9 protein-coding genes are annotated in these 13,255 nt (G+C 69.9%); 8 read left to right on the top strand and 1 reads right to left on the bottom strand.

The window, feature by feature from the left end:
- Positions 1–40 precede the first annotated feature (40 nt).
- From ACZOOI_RS21870 to pyk, 8 genes are all read left to right on the top strand, one after another.
- On the top strand, positions 41–853 hold the full coding sequence (locus ACZOOI_RS21870; protein WP_465277416.1) for a DsbA family protein: 813 nt from the start codon (positions 41–43) through the stop codon (positions 851–853).
- Positions 854–970: 117 nt separating this feature from the next.
- On the top strand, positions 971–1,618 hold the full coding sequence (locus ACZOOI_RS21875) for a MauE/DoxX family redox-associated membrane protein (RefSeq protein WP_465277417.1): 648 nt from the start codon (positions 971–973) through the stop codon (positions 1,616–1,618).
- Complete coding sequence (locus ACZOOI_RS21880; protein ID WP_465277418.1) at positions 1,615–2,427, top strand: DsbA family protein; 813 nt, start codon at positions 1,615–1,617, stop codon at positions 2,425–2,427. Before ACZOOI_RS21875 ends, ACZOOI_RS21880 begins: the two co-directional genes overlap by 4 nt.
- A 114-nt stretch (positions 2,428–2,541) precedes the next feature.
- Positions 2,542–3,618 (top strand): prolipoprotein diacylglyceryl transferase, encoded by a 1,077-nt coding sequence (gene lgt / locus ACZOOI_RS21885; RefSeq protein ID WP_465277419.1) that lies wholly within the window; start codon positions 2,542–2,544, stop codon positions 3,616–3,618.
- A gap of 147 nt (positions 3,619–3,765) precedes the next feature.
- Positions 3,766–4,515, top strand: a complete 750-nt coding sequence (locus ACZOOI_RS21890) for a VIT1/CCC1 transporter family protein (RefSeq protein WP_391582587.1) — start codon at positions 3,766–3,768, stop codon at positions 4,513–4,515.
- Positions 4,516–4,828: 313 nt separating this feature from the next.
- Complete coding sequence (gene gltB, locus ACZOOI_RS21895; protein WP_465281253.1) at positions 4,829–9,379, top strand: glutamate synthase large subunit; 4,551 nt, start codon at positions 4,829–4,831, stop codon at positions 9,377–9,379.
- Positions 9,372–10,832 (top strand): glutamate synthase subunit beta, encoded by a 1,461-nt coding sequence (locus ACZOOI_RS21900; protein WP_391582586.1) that lies wholly within the window; start codon positions 9,372–9,374, stop codon positions 10,830–10,832. Before gltB ends, ACZOOI_RS21900 begins: the two co-directional genes overlap by 8 nt.
- Positions 10,833–10,990: 158 nt before the next feature.
- Positions 10,991–12,415 (top strand): pyruvate kinase, encoded by a 1,425-nt coding sequence (gene pyk, locus ACZOOI_RS21905; RefSeq protein WP_391583064.1) that lies wholly within the window; start codon positions 10,991–10,993, stop codon positions 12,413–12,415.
- Positions 12,416–12,466: 51 nt separating this feature from the next.
- On the opposite strand, the gene ACZOOI_RS21910 is transcribed toward pyk, so the two are convergent.
- The gene (locus ACZOOI_RS21910) at positions 12,467–13,231 is read right to left on the bottom strand and encodes a helix-turn-helix domain-containing protein (protein WP_465277420.1); all 765 of its coding nucleotides are present in this window, start codon (positions 13,229–13,231) and stop codon (positions 12,467–12,469) included.
- Between the last annotated feature and the right edge of the window lie 24 nt (positions 13,232–13,255).

The raw sequence follows: 13,255 nt of genomic DNA on the forward strand, positions 1-13,255 counted from the left end.
GCACCCATCCCCATCCGCATCCACATCGGAGGAACCAGCGTTGAGCAGCAAACCCGGGACCAACCGAACACCCGTCATCCTGGCCGTCGTCGGCGTGCTCGTGGTCGCGGTGCTGGCCGCCGTCCTGGGCGTGGTCTTCACCGTCGGCCACGACGACAAGGACGACGACTCCGGCAACGGCAAGGGGTCGAGCGCGGCCAAGGAGGCCATCCGCGAGGTCGACCCGGCCACGCTGCCCGCCGCCGTGCAGACCGACGGCACCATCCGGGTCGGCAACCCCTCGGCGCCGGTCACCGTCACCGTGTTCGAGGACTTCCGCTGCCCGTTCTGCAAGCGCTTCGAGACCGGCTTCGGCCCGCTCCTGGCCGACTACGCGGAGGCCGGAAAGATCAGGGTCGACTACCACATCGCCTCCTTCCTGGACGGCAAGCTCGGCGGCACCGGCTCGGTCAAGGCGGCGAACGCCGCACGCTGCTCGGTGGACGCGGGCAAGTTCGCCGCCTACCACGCGGTGCTGTTCGAGAACCAGCCCGAGGAGTCCGAGGACGGCTACACCGCCGCCCGGCTGCTCGACCTGGCCGGGCAGGTCCCCGGCCTGCGCGGTGAGGCGTTCGACGCATGCGTGAACACCGACGCCAACGCCGCGTGGGTGGCCGCCGCCGAGAGCGCGTTCGAAAGCTCCGGCGTCTCCGCCACGCCCGCCGTCGCGGTGGACGGAAAAATTCTCGACGGCGGGAACTCGGCCATGCGTTCGCCCGACAACCTTCGTGAACTGCTCGACCAGCGCCTGGAGAACCCCGGGAGTGGTAAGGCGGCACTCGGACAGGAACCTAAGGCGCCTTCGGCCGGTTAGACAGGACATGTGCCGGTCCGGGGTGCGGGGGACCACCGGACCGGGGTCCCCGCGCCTCACCCGTCGTGACGGAGGTCAGACCTTGGAAGGCAAGACGATCGAGCCGGTGGCCGAGCGGTGACCGCGACGGCCACCCCCAACGGCACCGCACCGGCCGGCCCGCTCGCGAGCCTGCGCAGGGTCGCCCCCTGGATCGGCCTCGCCGCCCGACTGGGCCTGGCCTTCGTCTGGGCGTACGCGGGCTGGGAGAAGGCGCTCGACCCCGACCAGGCCGCATACGCGGTCCGGGGCTACGACGTACTGCCCGACGACCTCGTCGAGCCGGTCGGCTACGCCCTGCCCTACCTGGAACTGGGCCTGGCCCTGCTCCTGGTGGTCGGGATCGGCACCCGCCTGGTCGCGTCCTTGTCCGCGCTGCTCCTGCTCGTGTTCATCGCGGGCATCGCCCAGGCCTGGGCGCGCGGTCTGGCGATCGACTGCGGCTGCTTCGGCGGCGGTGGGCCGGTCGAACCGGACAAGACCGCGTACCTCGAGGAGATCCTGCGGGACTGCGGCTTCATGCTGCTCGCGATCTGGCTGATCGTCTTCCCGCGCACCCGTCTGTCCGCGGACGCCTGGCTGTTCCCCGAGGAACCGCCGTACGACCGCCACCGGGACGACGACGCGGACGACGAGGACGAGCGGGACACGGACGCGGACGAGTACCGCGGGGACGCGAACCGGAACCCCGGAAACCGGGAACTGAAAGGCCCTGAGATCACGTGAGCTCGAAGAATTCCGAAGGCAAGCGCACCGCACGCGAGCGGATGGCCCAGGAGCGCGCCCGTCAGCAGGCGCTCGACAAGCGCCGGCGCGTACTGGTCATCGCCGGTGCGGTGGTGGCCGTCCTCGCGGTGGTCGCCATCATCGGCGTGGTCGTCGGCATGTCCAAGACCAACAAGAAGAAGGGCCCCTGGAAGGACGCGCTCGCCAAGCCGTTCAGCGCCCCCGCGAACCTGTCCGCGGACGGTCTGGGCATCTCCGTCGGCAGCAACCCGAACGCCCCCTCGTTGATCATGTACGAGGACTTCCGCTGCCCGATCTGCCATGAGGTGGAGAAGGCACTCGGCCCCACCCTGCGGCAGATGGCCGACGCCGGCACCATCAAGATCGACTACCACATCGCCTCGTTCCTGGACGGCAAGCTCGGCGGCAACGGCTCCAAGTACGCGGCCAACGCCGCCGGCTGCGCGCAGAACGCGGGCAAGTTCGCCCCTTACCACGACACGCTCTTCGCCAACCAGCCGAACGAGCTGGACGACAAGTTCGCCAGTCGGTCCTACCTGCTCGACCTCGCGGGCAAGGTGGACGGCCTGCGCACGCCCACCTTCGACGCCTGCGTCAACGACCTGAGCGTGGCCGGCTGGGTCGACAAGGTCGAGGACGCGTTCCAGAACGCCAAGATCGGCGACACCCCGGTCACCGGCACGCCGACCGCGGGCATCAACGGCAAGACCATCGACCTGATCGTCAAGGGTCGCGGCCTGGCCACCCCCGACGAGGTGCGCGCGCAGATCCTGGCTGCGATCAAGTAGTCACCCTCCGTTTCGCCGACGCACGGGCGCGGCACCGTTTCCCCGGTGCCGCGCCCGTTCGCATGTGCCCGCCGGCACACGTTCGCCTCCGCACCCGGTAGCGTCGTACCCGCCATGGACCTCGCATTCATTCCCAGCCCCTCCCGCGGCCGGATCGACCTCGGTCCGATCCCGCTGCGCGGCTACGCGCTGTGCATCATCCTCGGTGTCGTCCTCGCGATCTGGCTCGGCGAGCGACGCTGGGTCGCCCGAGGCGGTCGCGCCGGCACGGTCGGCGACATCGCCGTGTGGATGGTGCCCTTCGGCCTCGTCGGAGGCCGCCTCTACCACGTCATCACCACGCCGGGGCCGTACTTCGGCGACGGCGGCGACCCCATGCAGGCGTTCGCCGTCTGGAAGGGCGGCCTCAGCATCTGGGGCGCGATCGCGCTCGGCGGGGTGGGCGCCTGGATCGGCTGCCGGCGCCGGGGCATCCCGCTGCCCGCGCTGGCCGACGCGCTCGCCCCGGGCATCGTGCTCGCCCAGGCCGTGGGCCGCTGGGGCAACTGGTTCAACCAGGAGCTCTACGGCCGCGAGAGCGACGTGCCCTGGGCGGTGAAGATCGACGGCGACCACAACGTGATCGACCCCGGTCAGGCCGGCACCTTCCACCCGACGTTCCTGTACGAGTCGCTGTGGTGTGTCGGCGTCGCGGCGCTGGTGATCTGGGCCGACCGCCGATTCAAGCTGGGCCACGGCCGGGCCTTCGCGCTCTACGTCGCGGGCTACACGGTGGGCCGGTTCTGGATCGAGTACATGCGCGTCGACGACGCCGAACACGTGCTGGGCATGCGGCTGAACAACTGGACCGCGATCCTCGTGTTCGCCGGCGCGATCGCCTACATCTGGATCTCGGCACGCAAGCACCCCGGCCGCGAGGACCCGGCCGCGCTGCGCGGCCGCGACTTCGAGTCGGAGGACGCCGACGAGTCGGCCGCGGGGGCGGACGCGAAGGACGCGAAGGACGCCAAGCCGATGTGGGACTTGGAGGACGCGAAGAGCGCGACGGACGCCGACGCGGATGCGACCGAGCCCGCGACCGCGGATGCGCGCCGCGATGCGGACGGGCCCGACAAGGACGCCGACGCCGATGCGGTCGCCGACGCCGAGCGCACCCCCTCGATCCTGCGCAAGCCCGCCGACAAGGGCTGACCCCGGCACACCGGAGGCCGCCCCGAACCCGCCACGCCGCGGGTTCGGGGCGGCCTCTTCGGGTTCGGACAGGCTTTCCTGGCCGGCGGCGGTTCGGGCCGAAACGGTAGCGTCCAGGTCCCAGCGTGACGAGAGGGCCGAACGACCTTGAAGACCACCGACACAGCCGCCGAGGTCCCCGACGCAGGCCCGACGCTCGGGCACCGGGACGGCATCGACCACACCCATCGCGACATCGGCGGCGGTTGGCTGCGCCCGGCCGTGTTCGGCGCGATGGACGGACTGGTCTCCAACTTCGCGCTGATCGCCGGCATCGTCGGCAGCGACGCCACCCCCAGGACCGTCGTGGTCACCGGACTGGCCGGACTGGCCGGCGGCGCCTTCTCGATGGCGGCGGGGGAGTACACCTCGGTCGCCTCGCAGGCCGAGCTGGCCCGCGCCGAGGTCGAGGTGGAGCGCCGCGAACTGTGCCGCAGCCCCGAGGCCGAGCAGCGCGAACTCGCCGAGCTCTACATCGCCCGCGGCCTGGACGAGGACCTCGCCGTCGAGGTGGCCCGCCAACTCTCCCGCGACCCCGAACTGGCCCTGGAGATCCACGCCCGCGAGGAACTCGGCGTCGACCCGCACGACCTGCCCTCGCCGTGGCTCGCCGCCGGCTCCTCGTTCGCCTTCTTCGCGATCGGCGCGCTGCTCCCGCTGCTGCCCTACTTGCTCGGCGCCGGCACGCTGGCGCCCGCCCTGGTGCTGACCGCGCTCGGCCTGTTCGGTGCCGGCGCCGTGGTCTCGCGGGTGACCGCGCGACCGTGGTGGTTCGGCGGCACCCGCCAGTTGGTCCTCGGCGCCGCCGCGGGCGGGCTGACCTACCTGCTCGGCCTGCTGATCGGCCGACAGGTGTGACGGGTGAGGCATACGTAACACGGCTGTAGCACCGCGACCCCCACCCGGAAACGATCGATTCCCACGGGTCGGACACCCCGTTTCGGTGCCGGGATGGTCGGGAATGAGGCAGCTGATATGCCAAGGGGACCGGCGCGGCGCAGCGTCCGCGAGCCACCGGTCCACCCTGGCGACCGCATGGTGAGACGGGTTTGTCCCGGGTTCCGGATACCCGTATTGATCGTGTAACCTGCACGAAATCGCAGAGGGCCAACGTCGTCCCTGTTGCGCACCACACGCCACGACGACGACGGGAGCGCCCATGCCTCCTGCCATGCCCGCAACTCCGGGCCCCCTCTTCTCCGCGCTTCCCGCGGCACAGGGGTTGTACGACCCCCGTAACGAGCACGACGCCTGCGGTGTCGGATTCGTGGCCACGCTCACCGGCGAGCCCAGCCACGACATCGTCGACCAGGCCCTGACCGTCCTGCGGAACATGGAGCACCGAGGCGCCACCGGCGCCGAGCCCGACACCGGCGACGGCGCGGGCATCCTGATCCAGGTCCCGGACACCTTTCTGCGCGAGAGCGTCCGCTTCGAGCTGCCCGCCGCGGGCGGCTACGCCGTCGGCATCGCCTTCCTGCCCGACGACGACGTGCACGCCGGCCGCGCCAAGTCCTCCATCGAGCGGATCGCCGCCGAGGAGAACCTGCGGGTGCTCGGCTGGCGCGACGTGCCCACCACGCCCGGCCTGGTCGGCTCGATGGCCGCCGAGACGATGCCGCGCTTCGCGCAACTGTTCGTCGCCGGCGTCGACGACACCCTCACCGGGATCGCCCTCGACCGGCTCGCCTTCGCGCTGCGCAAGCGCGCCGAACGCGAGGTCGAGGTCTACTTCGCCTCGCTGTCCGCGCGCACCCTCGTCTACAAGGGCATGCTCACCACCGGGCAACTGGAGCCGTTCTTCCCGGACCTGTCCGACCGGCGCCTGGCATCCGCGATCGGCCTCGTGCACTCGCGGTTCTCCACCAACACCTTCCCGGCCTGGCCGCTCGCCCACCCGTACCGCTTCATCGCGCACAACGGCGAGATCAACACCGTCAAGGGCAACCGCAACTGGATGGCCGCGCGCGAGTCGATGCTCGCCACCGACCTGATCCCCGGCGACCTGAGCCGGCTGTACCCGATCTGCACGCCCGACGCGTCCGACTCGGCGTCCTTCGACGAGGTCCTGGAACTGCTCCACCTGGGCGGCCGGCCGCTGCCGCACGCCGTGCTGATGATGATCCCCGAGGCGTGGGAGAACCACGCCACGATGGACGCCGCCCGGCGCGCCTTCTACAAGTTCCACGCCACCGTGATGGAGCCGTGGGACGGACCGGCCTGCGTCACCTTCACCGACGGCACCCTGATCGGCGCGGTCCTGGACCGCAACGGCCTGCGGCCCTCGCGCTACTGGGTCACCGACGACGGCCTGGTTGTGCTCTCCTCCGAGGTCGGCGTCCTGGACATCGACCCCGCCACGATCGTGCGCAAGGGCCGGCTCCAGCCCGGCCGGATGTTCCTCGTGGACACCCATGCCCGGCGGATCGTCGAGGACGACGAGATCAAGACCGCGCTCGCCGCCGAGCACCCCTACCAGGAATGGCTGCACGGCGGCCTGATCAACCTGGAGGACCTGCCCGAGCGCGAGCACGTCGTGCACACGCACGCCTCCGTCTCGCGCCGCCAGCAGACCTTCGGCTACACCGAGGAAGAGCTGCGCGTCATCCTGGCGCCGATGGCCCGGGCCGGCGGCGAACCGCTCGGCTCGATGGGCACCGACAGCCCGATCGCCGCACTCTCCGCCAAGCCCCGGCTGCTCTTCGACTACTTCGTCCAGCTCTTCGCGCAGGTCACCAACCCGCCGCTGGACGCGATCCGGGAAGAACTGGTCACCTCGCTCGGCAGCTTCGTCGGCCCCGAGGGCAACCTGCTCGACGCCCAGCCCGCCGACTGCCGCAACGTCGTCCTGCCCTTCCCGGTGCTGGACAACGACGAGCTCGCCAAGCTGATCCACATCAACCTCGACGGCGACCAGCCGGGCCTGAAGGCCGTCACCATCTCCGGGCTCTACCCGGTCGACGGCGGCGGCGCCGCGCTGGCCAAGCGACTCGAGGAGATCCGCACCGAGACCACCGGCGCGATCGCCGACGGTGCCCGCATCGTGGTCCTGTCCGACCGCCATTCGGACGCCGAGCACGCGCCGATCCCCTCGCTGCTGCTCACCTCCGCCGTGCACCACCACCTGATCCGGACCAAGACCCGCACCCAGGTCGGCCTGATCGTCGAGGCCGGCGACGTGCGCGAGGTGCACCACATCGCGCTCCTGATCGGCTACGGCGCCGCCGCGGTCAACCCCTACCTCGCGATGGAATCCGTCGAGGACCTGGTCCGCGAGGGCGTCTTCCTCACCGACGTCGCCCCCGAACAGGCCATCCGCAACCTGATCAAGGCACTGGGCAAGGGCGTGCTCAAGGTGATGTCCAAGATGGGCATCTCCACCGTCGCCTCCTACCGCGGCGCCCAGGTCTTCGAAGCCGTCGGCCTCGCCGAGGACTTCGTCGCCGAATACTTCACCGGCACCACCAGCAAGCTCGGCGGCATCGGCCTGGACATCGTCGCCGAGGAGGTCGCCCGCCGGCACGCCAAGGCCTACCCGCCCACCGGCATCGCCCCCTCGCACCGCCGACTGGAGATCGGCGGCGAGTACCAGTGGCGCCGCGAAGGCGAACCGCACCTGTTCGACCCCGAGACGGTCTTCCGGCTCCAGCACTCCACCCGGACCCGCCGCTACGACATCTTCAAGAAGTACACCGCGCGCGTGGACGAGCAGTCCAAGCGGCTGATGACCCTGCGCGGCCTGTTCGCGTTCAAGACCGGCGCCCGCACCGCGATCCCGATCGACGAGGTCGAACCGGTCTCCGAGATCGTCAAGCGCTTCTCCACCGGCGCGATGTCCTACGGCTCCATCTCGATGGAGGCGCACCAGACGCTGGCCATCGCGATGAACCGGCTCGGCGGCAAGTCCAACACCGGCGAAGGCGGCGAGGACCCCGAGCGGCTGTACGACCCCGAGCGGCGCTCGGCGATCAAGCAGGTCGCCTCCGGCCGATTCGGCGTCACCAGCGAATACCTGGTCAACGCGGACGACATCCAGATCAAGATGGCCCAGGGCGCCAAGCCCGGCGAGGGCGGCCAACTGCCCGGCCACAAGGTCTACCCCTGGGTCGCCCGCACCCGGCACTCCACCCCCGGCGTCGGCCTCATCTCGCCGCCGCCGCACCACGACATCTACTCGATCGAGGACCTCGCCCAGCTCATCCACGACCTCAAGAACGCCAACCCGGCGGCTCGGGTGCACGTGAAGCTGGTCGCCGAGGTCGGCGTCGGCACGGTCGCCGCCGGCGTATCCAAGGCACACGCCGACGTGGTGCTCATCTCCGGCCACGACGGCGGCACCGGCGCCTCGCCGCTCACCTCGCTCAAGCACGCGGGCGGCCCCTGGGAACTCGGCCTCGCCGAGACCCAGCAGACACTGCTGCTCAACGGCCTGCGCGACCGCATCGTGGTGCAGACCGACGGCCAGCTCAAGACCGGCCGCGACGTCCTGGTCGCGGCCCTGCTCGGCGCCGAGGAATACGGCTTCGCCACCGCGCCGCTAGTGGTCTCCGGCTGCGTGATGATGCGGGTCTGCCACCTCGACACCTGCCCCGTGGGCGTTGCCACGCAAAACCCCGTGCTGCGCGAGCGGTACAACGGTCAGGCCGACCACGTGGTCAACTTCTTCGAATTCATCGCCGAGGAAGTCCGCGAACTGCTCGCCGAACTCGGCTTCCGCACCCTGGAAGAAGCCGTCGGCCACGCCGAACTCCTGGACACCAGCGCCGCGATCGAGCACTGGAAGGCCGAAGGTCTCGACCTCGCGCCGCTGTTCCACGTGCCCGCCCTCGCCGAAGGCGCGGCCCTGCACCACACCAGCCCGCAGGACCACGGGCTGGCCAAGGCGCTCGACAACCAGCTCATCCAACTCAGCGCCGACGCGCTGGAAAACGGTGAGAAGGTCGTCATCAACCTCCCGGTGCAAAACACCAACCGCACCGTCGGCACGATGCTCGGCCACGAGGTCACCAAGCGCTACCGCGGCGCGGGCCTGCCCGACGACACCATCGACATCACCCTGACCGGCTCCGCCGGCCAATCCTTCGGAGCATTCGTGCCCAAGGGCATCACCCTGCGGCTCGAAGGCGACGGCAACGACTACGTCGGCAAGGGCCTGTCCGGCGGCCGGATCACCGTGCGCCCGCACCGCACCGCGCCCTTCGCCGCCGAGGACAACATCATCGCCGGCAACGTGATCGGCTACGGCGCCACCAGCGGCGAGATCTACCTGCGCGGCGTCGTCGGCGAACGCTTCTGCGTGCGCAACTCCGGCGCCACCGCCGTCGTCGAGGGCGTCGGCGACCACGGCTGCGAGTACATGACCGGCGGCCGGGCCGTGGTGCTCGGTCGTACCGGCCGCAACTTCGCCGCCGGCATGTCCGGGGGCGTCGCCTACCTGCTCGACGCCGACCCGGACAACATCAACACCGAACTCGTCGGCGTCGAGGAACTCGACGCCGCGGACAGCGCCGAACTGCACGACGTTGTGCGCCGGCACCACGAGGAGACCGGCTCGGCCGTCGCCGAGGCCCTGCTCTCCGACTGGGACGCCGCCTCCCGGCGCTTCACCAAGATCCTGCCCAGGGACTACAAGGCAGTGCTCGCCGCCAAGGACGCCGCCGAGCGAGCCGGTCTCACCGAGACCGAGATCGTCCAGAAGATGATGGAGGCGGTTCATGGCTGACCCGAAGGGCTTTTTGACCACGCCCCAAGAGCTCGGCAAGCGTCGCCCCGTCGACGTGCGCATCCGGGACTGGAAGGAGGTGTACGAGGAGCGCACCCTGCTCCCGATCATCACCGAACAGGCCGGCCGCTGCATGGACTGCGGCATCCCGTTCTGCCACAACGGCTGCCCGCTGGGGAACATCATCCCCGAGTGGAACGACCTGGTCTGGCGCGACGACTGGCAGACCGCGAGCGAACGACTGCACGCGACCAACAACTTCCCGGAGTTCACCGGCCGACTGTGCCCCGCGCCCTGTGAGGCCGCCTGCGTGCTCGGCATCAACCAGCCGCCGGTCACCATCAAGAACGTCGAAGTCTCGATCATCGACCGGGCCTGGGACGACAACAACGTCGCCCCCCAACCGCCCGACCGGCTCTCCGGCAAGACCGTCGCGGTGATCGGCTCCGGCCCGGCCGGCCTCGCCGTCGCCCAGCAACTCACCCGGGCCGGCCACACGGTCGCCGTGTACGAGCGGGCGGACCGGATCGGCGGACTGCTGCGCTACGGCATCCCCGAATTCAAGATGGAGAAGCGGCACATCAACCGGCGCATCGAACAGATGCGCGCGGAAGGCACCAAGTTCTATACCGGCATGCAGATCGGCACCGACCTGGACGCGGCCAAGCTGCGCCGGCGCTACGACTCGGTGGTGATCGCCGCCGGCGCCACCGCCGCGCGCGACCTGCCGATCCCCGGGCGCGAGTTCGGCGGCATCCACCAGGCGATGGAATACCTGCCGTTCGCCAACAAGGTGCAGGAGGGCGACCTGGTCGCCTCGCCGATCGACGTGGCCGGGAAGCACGTGGTGATCATCGGCGGCGGCGACACCGGCGCGGACTGCCTGGGCACCGCACACCGCCAGGGCGCCGCCTCGGTCACCCAACTGGAGATCATGCCCCGGCCCACCGAGGAGCGGCCCGCCGCACAGCCGTGGCCGACCTACCCGATGACCTACCGGGTGGCCAGCGCGCACGAAGAGGGCGGCGAGCGCGTGTACGCGGTCAACACCCAGGAATTCGTGGGCGGCGAGGACGGCCGGGTCAAGGCGCTCAAGCTGGTCGAGGTGGTGTTCGAGAACGGCCGCTTCGTGCCGGTGCCCGGCACCGAGCGGGAGATCCCGGCGGACTTCGTGTTCCTGGCGATGGGCTTCACCGGGACCGACCGCTCCAACGGCCTGGTCGAACAGCTCGGACTGGCCCTGGACGAGCGCGGCAACGTGGCCCGGGACGAGGCGTTCGCGACCAACGTGGACGGCGTGTTCGTGGCCGGCGACGCCGGACGCGGACAGTCCCTGATCGTCTGGGCGATCGCCGAGGGCCGCTCGTGCGCGGCCGCGGTGGACGCCTGGTTGACCGGCGGCACCAACCTGCCGTCGCCGATCCGGCCCACCGATCGACCGCTCACCGTGTGACCCGCCGTGCTCGCACGGGACCGGATTGAATATGTGACGAAAGTCGCGTGAACGGGAAAGGGCGCCGCCGTTGCGGCGCCCTTTCCGCATGCTGGAAAAGCGCCATATACCGGACGCGGGTACGGCTTACCCGGCGGTAGGAACTAGGCTCTGTGACCATGCGTCGAGCCAAAATTGTCTGCACCCTGGGTCCTGCCACCAATTCGTATGAACAGATCCGCACGCTGGTCGACGCAGGCATGGATGTAGCCCGCTTCAACCTCAGCCACGGCGCCTACGCCGAGCACGAGGAGCGTTATCACCGCGTCCGTCGGGCATCCGACGAATCCGGTCGCAGCGTCGGCATCCTCGTCGACCTCCAAGGCCCCAAGATCCGCCTGGAGACCTTCGCCGAAGGCCCCGTGCTCCTGGAGCGCGGCGACGAGTTCACGATCACGACCGAGGACGTCCCCGGCGACAAGCACGAGGTCGGCACCACCTACAAGGGGCTGACCGCCGACGTCACCAAGGGCGAGCGGATCCTCATCGACGACGGCCGGGTCACCCTGGAGGTCGTCGACGTCGAGGGCCCGCGCGTGCACACGATCGTCATCGAGGGCGGGATGGTCTCCGACCACAAGGGGCTCAACCTCCCCGGCGTGGCCGTGAGCGTCCCCGCACTGTCCGAGAAGGACATCGAGGACCTCAAGTGGGGCCTCGCCCTCGGCGCCGACATGATCGCGCTGTCCTTCGTGCGCGCCGCGAAGGACATCGAGGACGTCCACAAGATCATGGACGAGGTCGGCGTCCGACTCCCGGTGATCGCGAAGATCGAGAAGCCGCAGGCGGTGGACAACCTCGAGGAGATCGTCCACGCCTTCGACGCCATCATGGTCGCCCGCGGCGACCTGGGCGTCGAGATGCCGCTGGAGGCCGTGCCGATCGTGCAGAAGCGCGCGATCACACTGGCCCGGGCCAACGCCAAGCCCGTCATCGTCGCCACCCAGATGCTCGACTCGATGATCAGCGCCTCGCGCCCCACCCGGGCGGAGGCGTCCGACGTCGCCAACGCCGTCCTGGACGGCGCGGACGCGGTCATGTTGTCGGGCGAGACCTCGGTCGGCAAGTACCCGATCGAGACCGTCAAGACCATGGCACGGATCGTGGTCGCGGCGGAGGACTCCACCGCGATGCGGGAGGAGATCCGCAGCATCGCCGGCCCGCGCACGCAGGGCGGGGTGATCGCGAAGGCCGCGATCGAGATCGCCGAGCGCCTGGACGCCAAATACCTGGTCGCGTTCACCCAGAGCGGTGACACGGGCCGCCGGCTGTCCCGGTACCGCTCGATGATCCCGATGCTGGCCTTCACCCCCGAACCCGCCGTGCGCAGCCGCCTGGCGCTCACGTGGGGCCTGGAGACCTTCCTCGGTCCGCTGTGCAGCCACACCGACGAGATGGTTCGTCAGGTCGACGCGGCGCTCCTGGCCATCGGCCGCTGCAAGAAGGGCGACCTGGTCGTGATCACGGCCGGCTCCCCGCCCGGTGTCCCCGGCTCCACCAACCTGATCCGCCTGCACCACATAGGGGATCTGCCGACCGAGTGACACTCGGCCGCGACACCGACGGCCCGCCACCCTTTCGAGGGCGGCGGGCCGTCAGTATTTGGGGCCGATGTGCTGGTCCATGAGAGCGACGGAGGCCCGGCGGGCGACGGAGAGATTGTTGCGGCGGGCGAATTTCCACTCCACACCGAGTTCGTCCAGCGTGGTCGTGAGGATCCGCATGATGTCCATGGACTCGTTGGTGAACAGGTAGCGCGGGTATTCGTAGCGCCTGCGCTCACCCGCGACCATCCGGGTGGTCCAGTTCGTGATCCGACAACCGTCGGAGTGGATCAGCCCACGTACGAGGGCCCAGGGCTCGGCCCGGACAATGTCCTGTTGCCAGGATTCGAGGACGATCGACCGCTCGTGCTTACGGCCGGGCCCGTGCTGGGGAAACAGACATGGCCAGTGTTGTGAATAGCGCTTGACGTCCGTACACCCTTGGCGGGGCACGAAGTTCGACGCGGAGCCTGGGAGGACGCGTGTGATGGCATCGGCGCATCCTCGCATCAGTCCCGGCCACGCATTGGCGCAGGAGATGCTCAGACTGTACGCGCGGGGGTGTGCCACGATATGTCCGTCGCCGAGATAGAGGCCGAGCAGGTAGGCGTATGCCTCCCGATCGACGTCCAGCCCCAGGCAACGGAAACAGAGGGCGCGGCGTCGTCCGGGGAGGTCACCGCGACGGAAACGTTCCTCGTGTAGCCACGAGCCCACGGTCCCTGGAGGGATGCGCAGTCTGCGAGCCACATCGGCGTTGGAGATGCCTGCTTGCAGCAGGGTGATTGCCTGGCGGCGAAGATCAGGATCATGCATGGATCCACGATGCGCCGCAGGCAT

It is taken from the genome of Embleya sp. L77 (assembly GCF_055557415.1).

Bases quoted from the DNA above. Each gene is read 5' to 3' on its own strand.
- pyk (WP_391583064.1), top strand. From the start codon at position 10,991: ATGCGTCGAGCCAAAATTGTCTGCACCCTGGGTCCTGCCACCAATTCG.
- lgt (WP_465277419.1), top strand. From the start codon at position 2,542: ATGGACCTCGCATTCATTCCCAGCCCCTCCCGCGGCCGGATCGACCTC.
- gltB (WP_465281253.1), top strand. From the start codon at position 4,829: ATGCCCGCAACTCCGGGCCCCCTCTTCTCCGCGCTTCCCGCGGCACAG.
- ACZOOI_RS21910 (WP_465277420.1), bottom strand. From the start codon at position 13,231: ATGCATGATCCTGATCTTCGCCGCCAGGCAATCACCCTGCTGCAAGCA.
- ACZOOI_RS21900 (WP_391582586.1), top strand. From the start codon at position 9,372: ATGGCTGACCCGAAGGGCTTTTTGACCACGCCCCAAGAGCTCGGCAAG.